Origin of the sequence: Streptomyces sp. WMMC500 (genome assembly GCF_027497195.1) — a bacterium.
Classification (GTDB): Bacteria; Actinomycetota; Actinomycetes; order Streptomycetales; family Streptomycetaceae; genus Streptomyces.
Map to the genome: position 1 here is coordinate 1,344,215 of NZ_CP114905.1, position 20,084 is coordinate 1,364,298.

Here is a 20,084-nt window from a genome sequence, read left to right on the forward strand (position 1 = left end):
CCCTCTACAGGTTGTCTCGGAACGCGGTCGGGAGCGTCAGATGCAGCGGGATCACCAGGCCGATCGGCAGGCATGCGGCGAACGCGGCGGCCTGTGAACCCGCCGCCTTGCGCAGCGCTATGCGCGCGGGCGCGGACAGGTTGTCGATGGCCGCCTCGGCGCGAGGCAGTTCCCCGGCCGACGCCACCGTCGCGGTGACGTACAGCCCGAAGCGGGTGACGCCGGCGCCCGAGGCTTCCTCCGTTGCCGTCTGCTCGGCGGCCCGCACCGCCACGTCGTCCCGTGCCCGCCCGAGGGGGGACTGCCCGGCCCGGAAGACGGCGTCCTTGCGGTCGCGTTCGACCAACCGAGCCGCCGCGGCCGGATCGTGCGGCCGGTATGCCAGCGTCACCCGCTTGCGCGCGACGTGCTCGCTGGGGGCGAGCAGCCCGGTCAGCACGGACGGGAGCACCTCACCGCGCGGCGCCTCGGCCATGACCCAGGTCACCGACACCGCCGAGTCGTGCCGGTAGTGATCCCACGCCTCTTGTGCCGCGGCAGGGCCCGCCTGGTCCCACGTCAGACCGCTGCCCCCCGGGTGCCCGTGGGCCTCTTCGACCAGCGTCCCGACGGACGGGTCGTAGGCGATGCGGACCGCCTCGGCCAACTGCATCGCCGTCATGGCCCGGGCTGCGCCGGCGCCGGTCATCGCGAGCCCCGACGTCAGTCCGGGCAGCCGATGGCCCAGCAGCACGGCCATCTCCTCCGGGCCGCGTCGGTCGTGCCCGGCGTGGGCCGCGCCGGAGTACGTGAGCGCGATCCGTGTCGTGATCTGCGCCGAGCCGGCCGGGTACTCGTGCAGTACTTCCTCAAGCATCTGCATGGCGAGCGCGGGCGCGTCCGGCGCGGTGTTGCCGCGTACCTCGTGCTGCAGCCGTAGCCCGGAGTCCGGGGCCGCCTCCACCGTCACGGTGGCGCCGACCAGACCGGGCTCGGTGGCCAGCGACGCCAGCCACGTTCCCCAGTGGGCAACCCAGGTGTCGACCTGGTCCTGATCCACCAGGGATGCGCCGTCGGCATCACAGTTCAGCGCCACGACGTAGTGGTTGCTGTCGGGGTAGGTGATCATCGCGAAGGGCAGGCCGTAGGCGTCCCGATGCTCGCTGACCGTCGAGGACGCGGCCAGCCCCGGCAGCGTGCATGTGCCGTGGCCGATGTGGCTCAGCGGCCCGGACCGGTACAGGTGGGCTCCCGTCCTGACCTGCCGGCGCCAGGCCGCTCGTGCGACGGTACGCATCAGCAGTGTGCGCCCGTGCCGGTCCTTGACCGCCAACGGGGCGAGCGCGATGAGCAGCAGTACCCCGAGCACGAGGGCCACCACGACAGAGACGAGCATCCCCAGTACCACGGCGATCATCCCGCCGAGTAGCAGGAGGGTGGCACCCAGGCTAAGCCGGCCGATACCGCCGCGTTCCGGACGCCGCCAGTTGCCGTACGTGCGCTGCTGTCGCGGTGCCGCCTCACCCGTGGTCACGCCGGCCTCCCTCGTCACCCTGCCCGCGCCCGCCATCGGGCGGTACGCCGGGGATCTCATCGGCTTCGCCCCACTCGCGCTCGCCCGGAGCGCGGGCACCCCCGTCCCCGCGCGGGGAACCGTTGCCGATGACGCCCATCTGGTGCTGCCGCCGCACGGGGGACAACCCCTGCGACGGCACATGCGGGCTGGTCCAGGCCGACGGCGCCGGCGCGTCCCCCTTGCCCGCTGCCCGACCACCGGGCTTGCCGCCACCAGTCCCGCCGCCCGGGCTCACGCGGGGCCTCCCGCCCGCGGTGGACCCTGCCCCGGAGACGCCCGGCTGCCCGCTGCCGCCCGGCGCGACCGCCCTCCTCGATGCCGGGGAACCGCCACCGGTCCTGACGGCTATCGCGCCGGTGGCGATGGCCTGCCCCACGCCGCGGGCGCCGACGGCCGTCGGCCGGCCCCCGACCGCTGTGACCGCCGGTACGGCGACCCGCAGCAGCGCCGGCAGCGTCAACGTCGCCAGAATCAGCAGCATGACGCCGGTGACCTGGGTGGTGAAGTCGCCATCCTCGCCACGCCCGATGCTGGCGAACCCGGCGGCGTACACGATCGCCGCGGCCGGCTCGAAGAGGATGAACGCGACGAGCCACGCCGCCAGTTTCTGGAACCAGGCCCTGCCGGCTTCCGTCGAGGAGGCGGCCGCGGCCAGCGGCAGAGTACCGGCCAGAATGACCAGCATGGCGCTGCGCGCCAGCATGAACGCGATCTGCACGATGCCGGCGACGGTCAGCACCAGGGCCATGATGAAGATCAGCCCGAGCAGCGGTTCGTCCACACCGTAGCTGAACGCCGTCAGCACGAGAACGCGCTCCCCGAAGGCGTCGACGCAGCGCTGCGTGTCGGTGGCGTCTCCGCACCCGGTGGACCGGTTGATGATCCAGATACTGAACGAATCGCCCGCCTTGACGAGCAAGTTGATCACAGCGACGGCGACCGCGGAGACGACGACCAGCCGGAGTACCCCTGCCGCCGCCAGCCGGGCCGGCTCGGCACGCCGCTCCCACGCCAGCCGGCCTGCGGCCACGACGAGGCACAGCACCGCCACCCAGCTCGTCAGCCAGATGGTGCTGTCCCGGAGGAAGCCGACCGGCCCGGCGTCCTGGTCAAGTCCCGGGCTTTCCACTCGCATCCAACTGGTGGCCAGTTCCTTGACGGTCCAGACGGCCGCGTCCTGGAAGCTCTCGACAATCTCTTCCCAGCCGCTGGCCGTGCCGTCGCCGACCGCGTCCTGCGCCGCATCCTTGCCCCTGCACGCCGGGGGCGGCGGCACAGGCACCTCCGCAAGAGAGTCGCACCAGCCCATCAGACTCCGCCCCACTCCGTGTAGCCGTCGAGCGTGGTGAGGGTCTTCTGGGGTGCCCCGGTGTCGGAAATCTCGTATCGCCAGTCGCCCTCGGTCCAGCGGAGGGTGCTCGTCGAGACCTGCAGCGTGCCCCCGGTGAACCGGGTCACCAGTTGGATCACTGCCATGTCCCCCGTGTACGTGATGACATCGAACCCCGCGATCTGACCGAGCTCCCCGGGCTGCGGGGCCGGCGGCGACGCCGACTCAGCCGCCTTCTCCCGGGCGGTGACCATGGCCCCCTTGGCGTTCCCATAGGTCTGTTCGTCCACCACGGCCCGCCAGTCCTCCGCCAGCGCGACGCGGTGACCGATCTGCGCCGCCGCCATCACCGCCCCGGTGGGCGACCGGGCGTAGCAACGTGCCAGGTCGCCGTCGACAACCGCCGGCCCCGCCTCCTTCGACACCGGCAGGGCCACGGTTCGGTACAGCTCCCAGGTCGCCGGTGGCGGCTCAGTCGGCACCTCGCTGCTCTCGGCCGGCTCCGGGCAGCCGTTCTCACCGTTCTCTGCGCCCTTGTCATCCGGCCGGGAGCCCGGCGCCCCAGACGGCGACGCCGGACCGGCGGAGTCCTCGCCGTCCATCCCTGCGACCAGGACGACGGCGAACAGCAGGACGACCACGGAAAGGAACCCACCCGCCGCAACGAACCCCGGGCGCGTCCACTGGCTGCGCCGCCGGTCGTCCTGAAGCGGTCTGGGTGTGCTCACGGTGCAACTCCTTCCGAGGAAGGGTCAGATCAGCGCAGAGACGATGCCCGAGGCAGAGCCGGCCAGGACGCAGGCGCCCATGACGATTCCCAGGCCGCGCAGGTGCTCGCGGCCCTCGCCGCGGCTGTGCGCAATGGCCATTCGTCCGGCCACGACAAGGATTCCGACCACGCAGAGCAGCGTCACACCTCGGAATACCCAACGCAGCACCCTGACGAGTTTTTCCCAGCCGGGTGGATTTCCTCCGCCCTTAGGGTCGGGCACCTGGGCGAGATCGGTGTACGGCAGGGAGTCGGCGAAAGAACTGAGGACGTGGAGAACTTGCAGATCAGGCATGGTGAGACCCCGCTTCGGTGAGACGGGCCAGATCACGAGCCACACGCTGCAGCTCGCGGGGAAGGTACTCGGCGGGCGGCTCACCCAGCCGCCATTCCTCGATCCACGGCACGCTCCAGGACCGCGCGACGCCGCCGGACACCAGTCGCATCAGGTCTCGCAGCGGGCGCGGCAGGTTCCCAGGGGCGTCCGCGATGACGACCAGCCCGAGGAGCTCGACTCCCGGCACCGACCCGGAGGCCCACTGTCGCGCGGCTCGCTGCGCCGCCTGGAGCCCGTACGCGTGCGACCGGGCGACCAGCACGACCTGATGCCGCACGCCGGCGGTCCGCGGCACCGGCCAGTACTGCCCCGCCTCCCGGGTGTCGCGGCCCACCGCGGCATGCAGGGTCGAGGTGCCGGCGCCTCCGTGGCAGCCCACCCACCACCAGCGGGCCGTGGCCCCCGTCTCGGGATGGGCAATCCCCAGACCCACCGCAGGCGGTGTCACCACACCGGGCTGCGGCTGCACCGCTCGCCGCGCATCGGAATCCCCCCGAACCAGGGGTTCGGAAGCAGCGTCGTACGAAGCAGGCGATGGCGCCGACGTCAGCCACGGATTCCCCGAAGGCTCAACCATGATCAACTCCCTTACAGAGTCGATGCGCGTTCTGAGTGTAGCCATGTGGCCGCAATCGGTCGCACACCTTAGCGTATGCACAACTCAGGCCACATATACTGACATTAACTGTCAGTCGAGCCCGCGCCCGAGTGAGACCCGCGTCGTCAGGATGCGCGGACGTGGCGCACATGGGCGAGTGGCTGCCGGCCGACTGCGGCGAGGTGCTGATCCGCATGCGCGAGCTGACAGAGCGACGTCCCCGAGTGTGGTGCCGTGAGAGCGGCTGGGCACGCCGCCATCGGCGCAGCCGCGTGCGTTCTGCTCGCGGCCACCGGCCTCGCCGTGATCGGCGGAGCAACGGACGGTCCTGCGGCTGCGGAACTCGGGCTCAACGGGCAGAAGATCCCCGACGAGTACGAGCCGTGGGTGCTTCAGGCCGGCGAGTTGTGCGATGCCGTCTCGCCGGCGCTGATCGCCGCCCAGATCGACGCCGAGTCCGGTTGGGACCCTCACGCCGTCAGCCCTGTCGGCGCCACCGGCATGTCCCAGTTCATGCCGGGTACCTGGGCAACATGGGGCGTCGACGCGGACGGTGACGGCGAGGCGGATCCGCGGACCCCGGCTGACGCAATCATGACGCAGGGCCGGTACGACTGCTGGCTGGCCGAGAAGGTGCGGGGGATCGAGGGCGACCCCACGGAGCTGATGCTGGCCGGCTACAACGCCGGCCCCGGCGCCGTACAAGTTTACGGCGGCATCCCGCCGTATCCTGAGACGCAGGCATACGTCTCCCGGATCCAGCAGCTCGTCGCCGAATACGGCATCCGTGACAGCGAGCCCGGCAGTGAGTTCGGGGCACGTGTCGTCCGCTACGCCAAGGAACAGCTCGGTGTCCCTTACAGCTGGGGGGGCGGCGGACCCGGCGGCCCGTCCTATGGCTTCGCCCAGGGCGCCGGCATCCGGGGATTCGACTGCAGCAGTCTGGTCCAGTACGCCGTGTACCACGCTTCCGACGGCAAGGTGCTGCTGCCGCGTGTCTCGCAGGCACAGGCCACCGTCGGCGATGCCGTCCCGCGCAGCCGGCTGCTTCCCGGAGACGCCATCGGCTTCGTCCTCAACGGGGGCTCGGTAGACCATATCGGCATCTACCTGGGGTCCGGCCAGTTCATCCATGCGCCCCGCACCGGCGACGTCGTGAAGGTCTCCGAACTCGACGATCCCTACTACGCGAGCAAGCCCCAGGACTACCGGAGGTACGGATGACGACGCCGCCGAGGTGGGCCCGGGCCGCCGCCACCACAACCGCGGCAGTCATGCTGTTCACCGGCTGTGGCGGAAGCGACGACCCCACGCCGGCCTCAAGTACCAGCGCACCGCCGCCCACTGGCCCCGGCCCGTACGAGGAGCCTGCCGGCCCGACGCCGGCCGCGACCCTGGAGCCTGGTGCGCGCGGCACGCCGAGGGGGCGCATCCCCAGTCCCGGCGACGTCGACGAGCGCGACGCCACCGCCGTCAGTCGGAGAATCGTGACCGGCCTGTTCAGCTACGACACCGCGCTCGACAAGGGCCGTAACGACGCCGGCCGCCGGGTGGCCGAAGCAGGATGGTGCACAGAGGAGTACGCCGATCATCTGCGCAACGCCGCCGCCCGCTCCGCCCCAGGTGCCGACTGGACCACCTGGGCGGCGCACCGCGCCTACACCACGGTGCAGCTCGCCCCCGCCAGTGAAGCCGGCCGTCCGCAGGACACGGTCACGACTGCGTACCGGCAGTGGAGCGTCAGCATCACCCCGCGCGGCCGCGACGACTGGACCGGCCCTACCGAGACATCCACGGTGTTCGCCGAGCTGAACCGCGACGACGCCGAGGCTCCGTGGCGGCTCGACGCGATCAGCATCCAGGGAGGGAGCAGATGACTACCGAAAAAGTGCCCCCCTGGCCGCTGTACCGCCTCACCGCGCACCAGGAGGGTGCCGTCACCATCGCCGGCCCGGCCGTCCCCCACGGCCCTTACCCCTCCCGCGCTCACGCACTCCAGGCCGTCGCCGACATCGCCTCCCGTACCTTGCGACCGCCGCGACCGGTGCGCGTCGAAGCGCTGGACGTTGACGGCACTGCCTGGCCACTGCTCGCCCACCCGGACGGCACCGTCAGCGAGGCTGGCCCGCCCCGGCGAACCGGGAAGAAGTCCAAGAAGGGCAAGCCCACTCCCCCTCGAAGGACACCCGCACCGCCACCGCCACCGGCACCGGCACCGCAGGCGAACGCACCGAGTGGGCCGCCGCGACGCGGCTCAGGGCCCTCCGCCACCCGGCCCCCGGCTCCTGCCCTGCCGCGGCGCACCGAGCCGGCCGAGGCCGACCGGCCAGCGCCACCGCCGCGGTGTAAGCCTCGTCCGGGCCCGATCCACACCACGCGGGTCATCCAGCAACACATCGACGCGGGCGATCTCGACATAGCGGCGGCACTCGCCGCTCAGCTCGATGAATCGGCCGCGGACGCTCACGGCCCCAGCCACCCTGAGGCCCTGCGCGCCCGTCGACTACGCGGCGAACTCGCCGCCGTCCGCGGTGACCTCCCTGGTGCCGTCTCCATACTGCGCGACGTCGCCGAAAGATGGTGGCACGGTGGTTATCGCACGGAGGCCGAGCGTGCCGCCGATCAGGCCCACCACGTCTGGCTGGCTATCACCGAGCTCGATGCCGCGACCCGGGCGGGCCACAGCATCCTGCGTATGCGCACCCAGATCCCCGGCCCCGACGCCAGCGCCTACCACCAAGCCCAAGCCCGGCAGGCCGAACTCGAAGCCGCCGCCATCCGAAGCGGCAGCGAGACCGATATCAACGAACGCTGAGCATCGTCACGGTGCGTGAAGCGAAAACGAGCGACGCGGCCTCTGAACCAGCCGTGCCCGGCCGGAACGCGGGCGATCACCGAGGCGGTTGCCCCGACGAGTAGACGGTGGACCCTGCGGTGAAGCGCGGATGCGACTGCTCAGGGATGCTCGGCAGTCGTCAGTAAGGGAGGGACGTGCCCGAGGGAGTGCGGAGGTCCGAAGAGGCGGCCGGCGAGGGAACAGGCGGAGGGTCTCAGCACCTGGATCCGCCTCATGGCTGCCTTCCAAGGCTCATCGGGCGGAACGGGCGCGGGGCTCGATCCGCCGCGGCGCGATGGCCATCCCGCCGGGCAGCAGCTCCCCGGTGTCGTCGAAGACGATGGTGCCGTTGCACAGCAAGCTCCAGCCCTGCTCGGGGTGGAAAGAGACGATCTGCGCGGCGTCGCGGTCAGGGCGGTCGGCAGCGGGGCACGGTGGCCAGTGGGAGCACATGGGACGCCTCTCGATGTCAGCTCCGGCAGCCCTTCCGGGGGCCGCCGGACGGTGTTCTGCTGTCATCTCGTAGGAGGCTGGGCGGGCGGCAGAAGTTCATCGATGTACCGGAATTCCAGACGGAAGGTGAGCACCCGACATCATCCGACCCGCCGGGCGTTCGTCCGGCCGGCTGCCCCACGTAGGGCCTCCTGCAAGCAGCAAAGCCCACGCCGGCACGAGTTGAGCTACCGCAGGTGGTCGTTCGGCAACCGAGAGACGGGCGCGATGGGTTCGTTAACGGATGCGAGCCATGGCCGAGCCCGCGAACCACCGACAAACCACAACAAGATCCTCCGGATGCCCGGAGGGAAACCGCCGAGAGCTACAAGTGTGTCCGCTGGCGTGGCCAACGTGGATCAGAGGTCTCTTCGCAAGGATTCCTCGGAATCGGGCAGTGATCGGTTGCAGGTTCGCGCCTCTGACGTAAGCGAATGAAGCAACTGCCTGACCCGTTGAGGCGAGTGCCGCGTACGCCGCCACGGATACTCACCCCCGACGAGCGGGAGAGACACAATCCCTACCCCACCAAAATCGCAACCTATGCGGCGAAACAGGAAGACCAGCCGATCCGGATTAAACCAGGTATCCCCGGGAATAATTCATCGCCAGAACAACATCCCAGTAACGTCCTTCTACGATGCACGAAGCAACTTACGGCCCGGGCGGCGTCTCATCGTCCACCGGGCCGATGCGCACCCTCCGGGCATCATGGAAGGATCGGCACTCGGATGGCCTCTCAAGAGGTGATCGACACCGTGGCATACGTCATGGACTTGCTGGGCATCATGGCGTTCGCCTTGTCCGGTGCCTTTTTGGCGGTGCGAAAGGATTTCGACTTCTTCGGGGTAATCACTCTAGCCGAAATCACCGGTCTCGGTGGCGGGGTGATTCGAGACCTCGCCATCGGCGTCCCGCCCGTGGCCTTTCAGGATCTCGGTTACTTCTGCACTCCGCTTGCCGGCGGCTTGGTGGTCTTCTTCAGCGCACGATTGCAGCGCCACGAAAGGGCATTCGACGTATTCGACGCCACTGCGCTGGGCCTGTTCAGCGTGACCGGAACCATCAAAGCACTCGCGTACGGGCTCAACCCCCTAGCCGCCGTGACCCTGGGCATCGCAACGGCTGCCGGTGGCGGGGTAGGAGGCGTGGTCTCGTCGGGTGGGGTGGTGAGCAGCAAGTCGGGCACGGCCGTACGTGCACCGCTCGGGTCCGGGTTTCCGAAAGCCCGTCCTGGCCCAGGGCTCTGGCCTGGCTTCAGTAGCATCGTCGGGATTCCGCCCCGTCTGCCGACTAATGTCAGCGTTCGATGCGCAGGGAATCCAGGATGCGATCGGTTGCGTCGCTCCCCTCACTCCCGTCGCTCTGGCGGATCTGCAGGTACACCTGCGGATGACCGCCGCTCTCCGCCGGAGCGAGAGCGATCTCTATGACGGCACCGCTCTCGTTCGGGCACTGGTCCCAGCTCCGTATCCCCCCTTGCCAGTCCGCTCCCTGATAGATGCGGTTGCCCTTGTACCGGCAGTCGTGGTGAGTGAGGGTGCGGACCATGGCCGCGACGTCACCCCTCTCACTGAGGCCGACGAAGAGGCCGTTGACAGCCGCGTCTGGATCCTGCCACGCGGAGAGATCGTCGGCGACGGCGATCCCGGGCTGAACTCCCTTGCCGAGTCCGAAGGCCTGAGGGTGCCAGCCGGAGGTGCGTATCTGGCGGCCCCACTGTGCGGGCACCTCGGCGGCGATCCGGCCCGTGGAGTCCTCGATCTGCACGGTGTCCGTCGACGGCTGGCCGAGCTGCCACCAGCCGACGCCTCCCGCGGCGATGACGGCCGCGCAGGCGATGGCGAGGAGCGCTCCCCTGCTTCGGCGGCGAGGCCGGGCAGCGGGCCGCACCTCGGCCGGGAGGGCGAGTCTCCCGAGCTCGTCGGCGAACTCCCGCGCGGTGCGCCAGCGCCGTTCGCGGTCCGGCTCCATCGCACGCCGCAGCGCCGCCCGTACGTCCGCGTGCAGCCCGGGTCGCTGCTCGTCCGGTCGGACGACCTGCCCCGGTGGGCCGGGAACGCAGCCGGTGAGGAGGTGGTAGCCGAGAGCGCCGAGGCTGTACACGTCGGCTCGCTCGTCGATGCCCGCGCCGGGCACGGCCTGCTCGGGTGGCTGGTAGCCCGCCGACCCCGCGGCCAGCGTAAGCCCGGACGCATTGGCCAAACTCTTCGCCAGCCCCAGGTCTGCGAGAAGCACCCTGACCGTTCCCTCGTTGTCCGGTCTGTCGTCCCGGAACGAGGTGCGGAACAGCACGTTGGAGGGCTTGATGTCACGGTGCACGACGCCCGCCGCGTGGAGCGCGGCTGCCGCAAGGGCGGCCTGGGCGGTGAGGTGTAGGGCCTCCTGTACAGAAAGCGGCCCTTCGGCCAGCCGGTCTTCGAGGGTGCCACCGTCCGCGTACTCCATCACGAAGTAGGGTCTGTCGTCGGGCAGTTCACCGATGTCGAAGACCTGCACCACCCGGTTCGAATCAGCGCGGCGCAAGAGGCGTGCCTCGACCAGGAACCGTTCCCGGATGTCCAGCCGATGGGCCCAGTTCTCCGCCAGTACCTTGACCGCGACCGGGGCCTCTAGGACGTCGTCATACGCGAGCCAGACGACGCAGAAGGCGCCGGCTCCCAGACGTCGCTCGAGACGGTAACGCCCGATCCGTCCCATAGATTTCATATTGCTATCATCTCGTCCCTGAGCTACGGCCCGAGAGGAGCACGTCGTGGGGTACGCCGACGGCACGGAGGAACTCGCGGAACGCGCCGCGAAGGGAGACACCAGGGCGCTGGATGCCCTGTTGGAGAGCATCCGTCCGGAGGTCGTGCGGCGCTGCGGCAGGTTCCTTCCCTGCCGGGAGGACGCCGAGGAGGCCGCGCAGGACACCCTCCTCCAAGTGGCCCGAAAGATCTCCTCGTTCGAGGGCCGAAGCCGGTTCAGCACTTGGCTGTACATGGTGGTGGCGAACTGTTCGCGCCAGAAGTACCGCGAGCTGAAGCGCCGGGCGGCCGAACAGCCGGCCACGATCGAGGACGCCTATCACGTGGACCCGCGTACGACCAGCGTTATCGCCGGGTCGCGCATCGACCTGCTGGAGGCGCTGGAGCGGCTGGAGCGGGAGCATCCCCACCTGGTCACCTCCCTGGTCTACCGGGACATCTGCCAGTTGGATTACGCGGAGATCGCCGAACGGATCGGCGTCCCCCTCGGCACCGTGAAGTCACGCCTGCACCAGGCACGTCGTGAGATCAGGCCGTGGCTGTCCGACTCTTCGTGACATCGACCGGCAACCCGCGAGCCGCGACTCGCTTCTGCCAACGGTTACCGTAGCCGTTGCAGGGGCACCAGGGGAAGCCGGGCGAACCAGAAGCACCCGGCTGACCTCGCTCGTCCTCCGCTGAGCGAGGTCAGCCGGGCGGCGCGCCATCGAGAGCGCTGAAGAGGCTGTCTCCGCCGGACGGTTGGACGGTGCACAGGGCATCACACGAGGGGGGATTAAATCATCTTGAGATTGGACTAATCAACTGATAGAGAAGGTTGCCATGAGAACTGCCTTATGATCCGCGAATGGCATTATTCGAGCACCCATTTGTCGCGGCCGGCTCCGACCGGTCTCCAGCGGGCGACACCGGGCGGCTGATCCAGATGATCACGGGCTACATGCTCACCCAGGTGGTACGAACGGCCGCCGAACTGCGCATCGCCGACCACCTCCACCCCCACGGAGCCACCGCCGCCCAAGTCGCAGAAGCAGGATCCCTCCACCCCGACGCCACCTTCCGGTTCCTACGAACCTGCGCCTCACTCGGCCTCGCCACCTCCCACGGCAACACCTTCACCAGCACACCGCTCCTCGCCACCCTGCGCACCGACACCCCCAACTCCCTGCGCGACCTCGCACTCTGGGGCGGCACCGAATCACACTGGCTCCCCTGGGGCAGACTCACCGACGCCATCCGCACCGGCACCAACCAAACACACGCCACCCTCGGCGCACCCATCTCCGACTGGCTCCAAAGCAGACCGAAAGACGCCGAAGTCCTTACCAACGCCGTGCGGGCCATCACCCGCAACTTGGCCCAGGAACTCGCCGATGTGATCAGTCTCAGGGGCGTCGGTGTCGCCGTGGACGTCGGCGGCGCCAGCGGAGACTTCATCCAGACGCTCATGCGGCGGCATCGCGGTCTGACCGGCATTGTGCTCGACCTCCCGCGCGGGGCCGCCGAGGCGCAGGCGTCCGCGGTGCGCCTCGGCGTCGCCGACCGGTTCAGCTTCGTTTGCGGCGACTTCTTCGAAGGTGTACCCCCGGGCGACGTACACCTGCTGAAGTTCATCCTGCGCAACTGGGACGACGACGCCTGCGTACGCATCCTGCGCAACTGCCGCAAAGCCCTCAGGCCAGGCGGGCGCGTACTGGTGATGGAGCTCATCGTGGATGATGTGGCAGCGCCCGGCCTGACATCGCTGATGGACCTGAACGTCTTGACCCTGACGACCGGACGGGAGCGCAGCACCGAGGAGTTCGCAAGCATCTTCCAGCGAGCCGGCCTGGAACTCGTGGATGTGATGCCGTCTGCGTCGCTGGTCACCGTGCTGGAGGCGGTGCCCGGTTGAGATCCGCCGACGTGTCCGTGAGGGAGCTTGCCGTGCCAGCGCGACGGCGCACACCGTCACGGCGCGGCGTGCGCCTCGGTCATCAGGTCGGCGAGGTCCTCGGGGTGCAGGAAGGAGGGCGGCGGAGGCGGCCCCCAGCTCAGAAGCCCGTCGGTGCCGTCCAGCGCCTCCGGTGTCCAGAGCCGGTCGTCGACGATGCAGTCCATGTCGGAGTAGTACGCGGTGAAGTTGCCGGCGGGGTCCTTCAGGTACCAGAAGAAATGGGAGCCGGCGCGGTGGCGGCCAAGTCCCCAGACGTGCCGCTCGGGGTGGTCCTTGAGCATCGCCGCGGCACCGCGACCGATCTCGTCGACATCGTCGACCTGCCAGGAGGTGCGGTGCAGGAAGCCCACCGGTGCAGTCAGGAGGAGGAGGTTGTGATGATCGGTTGAGCACCGCAGGAACACGCCCTCGTCCTTCAGGTAGTCGCTGGCCGAGAGGCCGATTCCCTCGCGGAAGAACGTGGTGGTCCTGTCGAGGTCGGTGGTCCCGACCACGACCTGGCCGAGCTTGCGCGGCCGTACCGGGTTGCTGCGCAGTACTCCCGGTGCACGCGCGTCGGCGCGCTCAAGGCGGCCGGGTCCGTTGCAGGGCGTGTCCGGCGCCGCGTCCTGGAGCAGTGGGTCGGTGACTTCCAGGACGGCGAAGACTTTGGTGACTTTCTCGTACGCGATGAGCGTGGTGAGGTCGTTGTGGTGCTGGATGCCGAGGTCGGTCAGACGTGCGGCTACGGCGACGAGGTCGTCCGGGTGGTCGACGCCCACGCGTAGCTCGACCAGCCGCCGGGTGGGTGCCCAGACGATGTGCAACTGGCGTCCGCCGTCGCGAGTGGTGAACCAGCCGTCGCCTTCGGGCTCCAGACCGAACTCGCCATAGAACGCCGCTGTTTCGGTGACGTCGGGAACTCCTATGGTCACAGAGGTCAGACTGTGCAGGGCCATGAGGGCTCCTCTTCGTCATGTCGTACGGTGCCGCGGAAAAGGTGGGCAAAGGAAACATGCGGGTCAACGGTGGGCGGTGGCAAGCCGCACCCGACCGGATTAATGGCGATGGCAGCGGAAAAAAGGGTCATCCGCACGGTGCCGGCTAACGGGCACGCCTAGCATCTCGCCCGACAGGGAGAGGCGTGAACTTGTGTGTGGCCGACTGCATCTGACCGTGTGGAAGCTCCCGTCGCAGGCCCGGGGTGCGCTTCGATCCCCCGGGACCGTCTATCCGAGAAGAGGACGTCACGCACGTGAAGCACACAGCTACAAGCTGGATCTCCGGCATATGTCTACTGGCGTTGCTGCCCGCGGTCGCGGCGTGCTCCGAGGGCTCCCGGGAATCTCAGAAGTCGGGCGCCTCGACCGCAACTGAGCCGACATCCGAAGCCAGTCGGTCTCAGGAGGGCGGACCCTCCGCACAGGCGACCTCCCGGGACACGGCGGCAGAGTGGGTCGCCGCGATCGTCCAGGATCGCGCGCGCCGGGCCTGCCTGCTGATGGGAACCGCCCGCACCGGCTCGACACCCGCAAAGGCGAATACCAAGGAGATGTGCAGCGGCCGTGGAACCGAGGCGGAGGAAGCCAGGAACCTGCTCCACGATCTGCACGCCTCGTTCGCCCTCGACCCGCCGCGGAGTTCTCCGGAGGTGGTGGCCGAGGAGGTTCCGGAGTCCGGCGGAACGGCGACCTTCGGCGGGGACCAGGTCACCGTCGACGGTCAGACGCTCGAAGCAGTCATGCTGTCGAACTCCTCCGGGGTAGAAGACAGCGAGCTGGAACTCGAGATCGTTGCCACGGAGATCGACGGCCGGTGGTACGTCACCGACCTGCCGGTCTCCGTCGGCTGACGGCCTCCCACCCTCGCCGAACGCCGGTTACGACGTGAGGATCATCCGGTGAACCATCACGAGTTGGGGAATTTCCTGCGAGCGCGGCGCGACGCCTTGCGGCCCACCGACGTGGGACTGGCACCCGGCGGCCCCCGTCGCACCCCGGGTCTTCGGCGTTCCGAAGTCGCACTGCTGGCGAACGTATCGGTCGACTACTACGAGCGCCTTGAGCAAGGCCGGGCCGGTCATCCCTCACGCAGGCTGCTGGACGCCCTGGCCCGCGCACTGCGGCTGTCCGCCGACGAGCGAAACTACCTCCACGTCCTCGCCGGCTACCCACCACCCGCCCGGTTTTCCGTCACACCCCAGGTCGAGCAGGGAATGCTCTTCCTGCTCGACTCGCTCACCAACGCGCCGGCGCACGTGATAAACGACCTGACCACGGTCCTGGCCCAGAACGCGCTCAGTGTCCGCCTCCTGGGTCCGTGGGCCCAGCAGACTGGACGCCAGGCCAACTTGATCTGGCGATGGTTCACGCAGCCGGCCGCACGCTCCCGGGACTTTCTGGAGGACGACGAGGAAACGGGGCGCGCGTTTGTCGCAGACCTCCGGATGGCTTCGGCGGCCCGCGGCTGCGATCGCGTCTCAGGCGAGCTGATCGCTGACCTGAAGGCCGCCAGCGCGGAGTTCAGCTCGCTCTGGGGCGAAATGGGCGTGGAGCCGATTCGCTCGGTAGACAAGACGCTCGTTCACGATGAACTGGGGCGTCTCGACGTGTGCTGTACCGTGCTGAGCGCGACGGCGAGCCGTCGGCTGATCGTGTTCAGGCCGCAGCCGGGCACAGCAACGGCCGAGCGCTTCGCCTCACTGCGTACCGCGTGCCAGGGCTCACCCGCCTGACGTGTCTGGCTCATGCCGGTGGTGCGGGCGCGAGCTCGTCGAGGAAGTGGGCCTCGGCGGCGTCCAGGGCCAGTCGTACGGCTCCGGTGACCACAGCGTTCTCTCGCAGTGGGGACGCCTCAATGCGGGGAACGAGCGGCATGAGGCCCGCGACCCTGCGCCGCAGTGGCGGGAGGAGCACGTCACCCCCCGCCGCGACGGCGCCCGTGATCACCACGAGTTCGGGTGCCAGCAGCATGGACAGGGTCGCGATCGCGAGCGCGGCCGCCTCCAGTCCTTCGTCCAGGACCACAGCCATACCGGCATCACCGCGGCGGCTCGCCTCAAAGACCCCGCTTGCCGTCACCCGGCGCGGGTCACCGCCCGTCAGCTCGTACAGCTCCGCTCCCGGAATGCCGGAGCGCGGAGGGCTGCCGTGCGCGGCCAGCCGGGCCACCAGGAGCGCGCCGAGGTCCCGGACTCGCGCGGCGATGGCGTCCTCGTCGGAGTAACCGCCCTGCAGAGACAGGAATCCGAGGTCGCGGGCACCGTTCTCGTGCCCCCGCACCAGGGTGCCGTCCGCACACATGCCCACGCCCAGCCGTTCGCCGGCCAGCAGCGAGACGACGTCCTTGGAGCTGCGAGCGCAGCCACGCCAGCGCTCCCCGATGAGCGCGAGGTTGCAGTCGTTCTCGACGCACACGTACGAGGAGAAGTCCTGCGCCAGGGCGGCGCGCAGGTCGACCCCGACGAAGCCGGGGATGCCGGTGCGCAGCCGTACCACGCCGTTCACGTCGACGGTGCCGCTGGTCCCGACGCAGACGGCCAGCACCTGGTCGTTCCGCAAGCCCGCGCCCCGTACCGTCTCGGCGGCGAGCGTCCGCACCTGCGCGATGCGCTGCCCCGGGCTGATGCCGGGGTCGCCGAACTCGTGACGGCCCTGCCCGACGGAGGCGCCGTGGAGGTCCGCGAGGGCGACGCGGACGCTGTGCGCTCCTATGTCGATGCCGAGGACATAGCCGGCCGTCGCGGCGAAGGAGAAGACCCGCGCGGGACGGCCGCGCCCAGCCGAGCGCCCCGCCGAGTTCTCCCGGACCCACCCGAGACGGACGAGGTGCTCGGCGGCGGCAAGGACGGTGGGACGGGACATCCCCGTGGCGTCCATCAGGTCGCCCGAGGACATCTCCGCCTCCGCCGGGGTACGTACGCGCAACTTCCGCAGGACGTGGGCGGCGTTGACCCTTCGGGCCGAGGCCGCCGTGGCGATGTCGGCAGGCATCTGGGTGGGGCGCTCCTGTTCCGTCGCGGACAAGCTGCAACGCGTGCACGGCTCTTGACCGGGTGCGCGCCGAGTGTCAGTGTAACGTCGTTTAATAAAATTCGCTTATTTAATGGTGATCGCAGTGCACCCTCCTCTGACGGGCAAGCACCACGGGCGGCGCGCGTTCCTCGGCACGGGGCTGTCCCTCGGAGCGGCCCTGCTGCTCCCCGGATGCCGGCGCGCCGTGGACGGGCAGCGGACGTCCGGCAACGGGGGCCCGAGTGCGGGAGGCATGCTGCACATGGTCCAGGGCGCGGACATCCAGCCCGCTCTCATGCTGTCCCAGAACAATCCGAACTTCTCCGTGAACCGGACGGTCTTCAACACCCTGATCGCGCTGGATCACCACACACTGCGGCCCAAGGCACAGCTCGCGACGGGCTGGACGGTCTCGGACGCAGGGCGGCGATACGTCTTCACGCTCCGCGATGACGTCCGGTACCACAGCGGCAGGCCGTTCGGCCCGGACGACGTGGTGTTCGTTCTCGGGCACATGGCCGAGGAAACCACCACGACCCAGGTCAAGGCAGTCGCGCAACAGGTCATCTCGGCCGAGAAGACCGGTGCGCACGAGGTGACCGTCGTCTTCGGCCAGGCCCTCGACAACGTCTGGGACCTCTTCGAGATGATGATCCTCATCGACCGCGAGTCCGTCGACGAGCTGACCAGCGGCCGGGAGATCATCGGCACCGGCCCGTTCACGCTCGCCTCCTACCGGCCCGGCGCGACGATCTCGCTGCGGCGCAACGAGCACTACTGGAAGCCGTCCCGGCCCTATCTCGACGGCATCGAGATCGCGATCACCAGCCAGTCGTGGACCGCGGTGTCCTCGCTGCGCTCCCTCCAGTCCCAACTGGCCCTCGATCTGTCGCCGCTGGACGCCGCGGGCATACGCGACCTGCCGGGCTTCCGGCTGGTGGAGTCCGATGCCAACGACCTCACGTACTATATCGGAGCCAACCTGGACATCGCGCCCCTGGACCGCCGCGAGGTCCGCCAGGCCATCGCATGGGCGGTGGACCGCGACCGGGTGCTCGACCAGGCTCTCGGCGGCATCGGCCGCACCAGCAGCCTGCCGTGGTCCCCGGGCTCGCCGGCGTGGGACGACGCACGGGCCGACACCTACGGCATGGACGCCGCGAAGGCGAGAAGCTTGCTGCGCCAGGCCGGCGCCGCGGGCACGGAGATCGGTCTTTTCTACAGCAACACGCTCGCGACCAACGCCGCCATCGCCCAGATCGTCCAGTCCAACCTCGCGGACGTGGGTCTGCGCTGCCGTCTGGAACCCAAGCAGGCGGCCGACTACGACCAGTTGTTCATCGGCGGCAAGCTTCCCGGTCTGTTCGTGAACGGCCACGGGTTCGGCCGGCTGTCACCGGCGACACTGGTGACCGGCGCGCTGCCGTTCAACTCCGAGCACAACGCGTCCAACTTCCGCAGCCCGGAGTACTCCCGTCTGGCACATGCGATCTGGACCGGCCGCGGCAGCGCCCTGAGGACGGCGTACCGGGAGCTGAACGAACTCTTCCTGACCGAGCAGTTCGTCATCGACCTGGTCAACAGCACCCACACGTACGCGATCTCGACAGCACTGAAGGGGCTGGCGTGGACGATGTACGACTACCTCGACCTCGACGACGCCTACCTGGCATGAGGAGGCAGCATGCTGGTCTACACGCTCCGCCGTGTCCGGTCGGGCGTCATCATTCTCGCCGCGGCCTCCGTGGTCGTGTTCGGTGTCCTGCACCTGGCGCCCGGCGACCCGGCGGTCCTGGCCGCAGGTCCCGACGCTTCGCCGGAGACCGTCGCCGCGGTGCGGCATGAGCTGGGCCTGGACGCGTCGTTGCCGAGCCAGTACGCGAGCTGGCTCGGCGGGGTCCTGTCCGGGGACCTCGGCGACTCCTACGTCCGCCAGTTGCCGATCGGCACGCTCATCGGCAACGGGGCCGGCAACACCCTCGCGCTCGCGCTCAGCGCCACCGTCCTGGCCGTCACTCTCGGTGGCCTGGCCGGTCTGGTGCTCGGCGTGACCCGCAGCCGCGCCCTGCGCGCGGTGACCGGCGCGCTGACATCGCTGGCCTTCGCGGTACCCCCGTTCGTGAGCGGAGTGCTGCTGGTGCTGCTGTTCGCCATCACCTGGCGGCTGTTGCCCCCCGGCGGCTACACCTCCGTGCTTGCCGACCCGGAGCTCGGCTGGCAGTACCTGATCATGCCGTCGGTGGCGCTGGCGCTGCCAGCAGCGGCCATCCTCGCGCGGTTCCTCGCCACGTCGATCCGCCAGGTCCTGGACGAGGAGTTCATCCGCACGGGCACGGCCAAGGGCCTGCGCCACCGCCGGATCGTGCTGCGGCATGCGCTGCCGAACGCGCTGCCGCCCGTTCTGACGGTCCTCGGCATCCAGATCGGCCAGATGCTCGGCGGCGCCATCGTCGTGGAGGCCGTCTTCGCCTGGCCCGGCATCGGCCGGCTCATCGTCGACTCGGTCAAGAGCAACGACTTCCTCGTCGTGCAGGACCTCCTGCTGATCGCCGTCGCGGTGTTCGTCGTCCTGCAGACCCTCACCGACCTGCTGCACGCCGCCGTGGACCCGCGTCTGAGACTGGAGCGAGCATGAGCGCCGTCGCGACCCGGCCGCCCGGCGTGGCCGCCGGCCCGCTGCCCAGGTGGCGGCGTGTGCTGCGGCGCCCCGGTCTCGCCACCGGAATCCTCCTGGTCACGTTGCTCCTGGCGGCCGGACTGCTGGCACCGCTGCTCGCGACCGCGGCTCCCACCGAGCAGGGACCGCTGACCCTGTCGGGTCCGTCCGGCTCCCACCCACTCGGCACCGACGAATTCGGCCGCGACCTGTTCTCCCGCGTCCTGTACGGACTGCGCCAGGACGTGCTGGCCGCCCTCGTCGCCGTGCCGATCGGCGCCGTCGCAGGCGTCGTCATCGGCCTGGCGGGCGGCCTGGCCCGCTGGGTCGACACGGTCGCGCAACGGGTCTTCGACGTCATGCTGTCGTTCTCCGCGCTGGTCGCCGGGGTCACGATCGCTTCGATCATGGGCCCCGGCCAGTCCGCGGTGATGCTGACCATCGTCCTGGTGAACGTCCCGCTGTTCGGGCGGCTTACCCGTACGTCGGTCCTCAGCCAGCGGGAGCGCGACTACGTCGTGGCCGCCGCCGTGGCCGGCGCCGGCCCGGTGCGCGTCCTCGTACGCCACATCCTGCCCAACAGCCTTGCCCCGCTCATCGTCCAGTTCACGCTCTCGGTGTCGACCGCGGTCTTCATCGAAGGCGGCATGAGCTTCGTCGGCATCGGCATCCGGCCGCCGTCCCCGTCCCTCGGCTCGCTGCTGCAGGGGAGCATGAACTTCCTCTCCCAGAACGTGTGGTATGCGCTCGGACCGATGCTCGCGGTCACCCTGCTCGTGCTGGGCCTCCAGCTCATCGCCGACGGGCTCACCACGAGCCTGCTGCGCCGGTGA

At 69.6% G+C, this 20,084-nt stretch carries 19 protein-coding genes and 1 pseudogene; 11 read left to right on the top strand and 9 right to left on the bottom strand.

Annotated elements, in window-relative coordinates; translation table 11 throughout:
- Nucleotides 1-4 precede the first annotated feature (4 nt).
- Genes O7599_RS05590 through O7599_RS05610 form a run of 5 tightly spaced genes read right to left on the bottom strand, consistent with a single transcriptional unit; the run spans nt 5 to nt 4,424 of the window.
- Entirely contained in the window at nt 5-1,513 is a 1,509-nt protein-coding gene (locus tag O7599_RS05590; RefSeq protein WP_281620971.1) for an SCO6880 family protein, read from the bottom strand.
- A complete protein-coding gene (locus O7599_RS05595) occupies nt 1,500-2,831 on the bottom strand; it encodes a hypothetical protein (protein WP_281620972.1) in 1,332 nt (443 codons plus the stop codon). Before O7599_RS05595 ends, O7599_RS05590 begins: the two co-directional genes overlap by 14 nt.
- A gap of 32 nt (nt 2,832-2,863) precedes the next feature.
- Nucleotides 2,864-3,613 (bottom strand): hypothetical protein, encoded by a 750-nt coding sequence (locus O7599_RS05600; protein WP_281620973.1) that lies wholly within the window; start codon nt 3,611-3,613, stop codon nt 2,864-2,866.
- Nucleotides 3,614-3,637: 24 nt separating this feature from the next.
- Complete coding sequence (locus tag O7599_RS05605) at nt 3,638-3,949, bottom strand: hypothetical protein (protein WP_281620974.1); 312 nt, start codon at nt 3,947-3,949, stop codon at nt 3,638-3,640.
- Nucleotides 3,942-4,424, bottom strand: a complete 483-nt coding sequence (locus O7599_RS05610) for a DUF6668 family protein (RefSeq protein ID WP_281620975.1) — start codon at nt 4,422-4,424, stop codon at nt 3,942-3,944. The genes O7599_RS05605 and O7599_RS05610 overlap by 8 nt, the downstream gene beginning before the upstream one ends.
- A gap of 468 nt (nt 4,425-4,892) precedes the next feature.
- On the opposite strand from O7599_RS05610, the gene O7599_RS05615 reads away from it, so the two are divergent.
- The 3 genes from O7599_RS05615 to O7599_RS05625 all read left to right on the top strand — a co-directional run bounded on the left by O7599_RS05615 (nt 4,893) and on the right by O7599_RS05625 (nt 7,404).
- Nucleotides 4,893-5,813, top strand: coding sequence for a bifunctional lytic transglycosylase/C40 family peptidase (locus O7599_RS05615; protein WP_281620976.1), 921 nt, complete (start codon nt 4,893-4,895; stop codon nt 5,811-5,813).
- A 263-nt stretch (nt 5,814-6,076) separates the two neighbouring features.
- Nucleotides 6,077-6,466 carry a hypothetical protein gene (locus O7599_RS05620; protein ID WP_281620977.1) on the top strand — a complete coding sequence of 130 codons (390 nt, stop codon included), beginning with the start codon at nt 6,077-6,079 and terminating at the stop codon, nt 6,464-6,466.
- Entirely contained in the window at nt 6,463-7,404 is a 942-nt protein-coding gene (locus O7599_RS05625) for a hypothetical protein (RefSeq protein ID WP_281620978.1), read from the top strand. The genes O7599_RS05620 and O7599_RS05625 overlap by 4 nt, the downstream gene beginning before the upstream one ends.
- Nucleotides 7,405-7,677: 273 nt before the next feature.
- On the opposite strand, the gene O7599_RS05630 is transcribed toward O7599_RS05625, so the two are convergent.
- Nucleotides 7,678-7,878 (bottom strand): DUF5999 family protein, encoded by a 201-nt coding sequence (locus O7599_RS05630; protein ID WP_281620979.1) that lies wholly within the window; start codon nt 7,876-7,878, stop codon nt 7,678-7,680.
- A gap of 827 nt (nt 7,879-8,705) precedes the next feature.
- On the opposite strand from O7599_RS05630, the pseudogene O7599_RS05635 reads away from it, so the two are divergent.
- A pseudogene (locus tag O7599_RS05635) lies at nt 8,706-9,047 on the top strand (TRIC cation channel family protein); the annotation flags it as partial.
- Nucleotides 9,048-9,216: 169 nt separating this feature from the next.
- On the opposite strand, the gene O7599_RS05640 reads toward O7599_RS05635, so the two are convergent.
- The gene (locus O7599_RS05640) at nt 9,217-10,626 is read right to left on the bottom strand and encodes a serine/threonine-protein kinase (RefSeq protein WP_281620980.1); all 1,410 of its coding nucleotides are present in this window, start codon (nt 10,624-10,626) and stop codon (nt 9,217-9,219) included.
- A 46-nt stretch (nt 10,627-10,672) separates the two neighbouring features.
- Here O7599_RS05640 and O7599_RS05645 point away from each other — a divergent pair, with 46 nt between their 5' ends.
- Nucleotides 10,673-11,224: an RNA polymerase sigma factor gene (locus O7599_RS05645; protein WP_281620981.1), complete on the top strand. Its 552-nt coding sequence runs from the start codon at nt 10,673-10,675 to the stop codon at nt 11,222-11,224.
- Nucleotides 11,225-11,514: 290 nt separating this feature from the next.
- Complete coding sequence (locus O7599_RS05650; protein WP_281620982.1) at nt 11,515-12,561, top strand: methyltransferase; 1,047 nt, start codon at nt 11,515-11,517, stop codon at nt 12,559-12,561.
- 56 nt (nt 12,562-12,617) lie between these two features.
- Here O7599_RS05650 and O7599_RS05655 read toward each other — a convergent pair whose 3' ends face one another.
- On the bottom strand, nt 12,618-13,541 hold the full coding sequence (locus tag O7599_RS05655; protein WP_281620983.1) for a VOC family protein: 924 nt from the start codon (nt 13,539-13,541) through the stop codon (nt 12,618-12,620).
- Nucleotides 13,542-13,837: 296 nt separating this feature from the next.
- Here O7599_RS05655 and O7599_RS05660 point away from each other — a divergent pair, with 296 nt between their 5' ends.
- Both O7599_RS05660 and O7599_RS05665 read left to right on the top strand, forming a co-directional pair.
- Nucleotides 13,838-14,434, top strand: coding sequence for a hypothetical protein (locus tag O7599_RS05660; RefSeq protein ID WP_281620984.1), 597 nt, complete (start codon nt 13,838-13,840; stop codon nt 14,432-14,434).
- 48 nt (nt 14,435-14,482) lie between these two features.
- Entirely contained in the window at nt 14,483-15,316 is an 834-nt protein-coding gene (locus O7599_RS05665) for a helix-turn-helix transcriptional regulator (protein ID WP_281620985.1), read from the top strand.
- A gap of 10 nt (nt 15,317-15,326) precedes the next feature.
- Here the strand turns inward: O7599_RS05665 and O7599_RS05670 are convergent, their stop codons facing one another.
- On the bottom strand, nt 15,327-16,574 hold the full coding sequence (locus O7599_RS05670; protein WP_281620986.1) for an ROK family protein: 1,248 nt from the start codon (nt 16,572-16,574) through the stop codon (nt 15,327-15,329).
- A 124-nt stretch (nt 16,575-16,698) separates the two neighbouring features.
- Between O7599_RS05670 and O7599_RS05675 the strand changes: the two genes are divergently transcribed.
- From O7599_RS05675 to O7599_RS05685, 3 genes are read left to right on the top strand one after another with little or no spacing between them, the layout of a single operon-like run.
- Complete coding sequence (locus O7599_RS05675) at nt 16,699-18,270, top strand: ABC transporter substrate-binding protein (protein ID WP_281620987.1); 1,572 nt, start codon at nt 16,699-16,701, stop codon at nt 18,268-18,270.
- Nucleotides 18,271-18,279: 9 nt separating this feature from the next.
- The gene (locus O7599_RS05680) at nt 18,280-19,230 is read left to right on the top strand and encodes an ABC transporter permease (RefSeq protein WP_281620988.1); all 951 of its coding nucleotides are present in this window, start codon (nt 18,280-18,282) and stop codon (nt 19,228-19,230) included.
- Entirely contained in the window at nt 19,227-20,084 is an 858-nt protein-coding gene (locus O7599_RS05685; protein WP_281620989.1) for an ABC transporter permease, read from the top strand. The genes O7599_RS05680 and O7599_RS05685 overlap by 4 nt, the downstream gene beginning before the upstream one ends.

Excerpts from the sequence above, each read along its gene's own strand:
- O7599_RS05685 (WP_281620989.1), top strand. The coding sequence starts at position 19,227 with ATGAGCGCCGTCGCGACCCGGCCGCCCGGCGTGGCCGCCGGCCCGCTG.
- O7599_RS05625 (WP_281620978.1), top strand. The coding sequence starts at position 6,463 with ATGACTACCGAAAAAGTGCCCCCCTGGCCGCTGTACCGCCTCACCGCG.
- O7599_RS05670 (WP_281620986.1), bottom strand. The coding sequence starts at position 16,574 with ATGCCTGCCGACATCGCCACGGCGGCCTCGGCCCGAAGGGTCAACGCC.
- O7599_RS05650 (WP_281620982.1), top strand. The coding sequence starts at position 11,515 with ATGGCATTATTCGAGCACCCATTTGTCGCGGCCGGCTCCGACCGGTCT.
- O7599_RS05630 (WP_281620979.1), bottom strand. The coding sequence starts at position 7,878 with ATGTGCTCCCACTGGCCACCGTGCCCCGCTGCCGACCGCCCTGACCGC.
- O7599_RS05640 (WP_281620980.1), bottom strand. The coding sequence starts at position 10,626 with ATGAAATCTATGGGACGGATCGGGCGTTACCGTCTCGAGCGACGTCTG.
- O7599_RS05680 (WP_281620988.1), top strand. The coding sequence starts at position 18,280 with ATGCTGGTCTACACGCTCCGCCGTGTCCGGTCGGGCGTCATCATTCTC.
- O7599_RS05605 (WP_281620974.1), bottom strand. The coding sequence starts at position 3,949 with ATGCCTGATCTGCAAGTTCTCCACGTCCTCAGTTCTTTCGCCGACTCC.
- O7599_RS05655 (WP_281620983.1), bottom strand. The coding sequence starts at position 13,541 with ATGGCCCTGCACAGTCTGACCTCTGTGACCATAGGAGTTCCCGACGTC.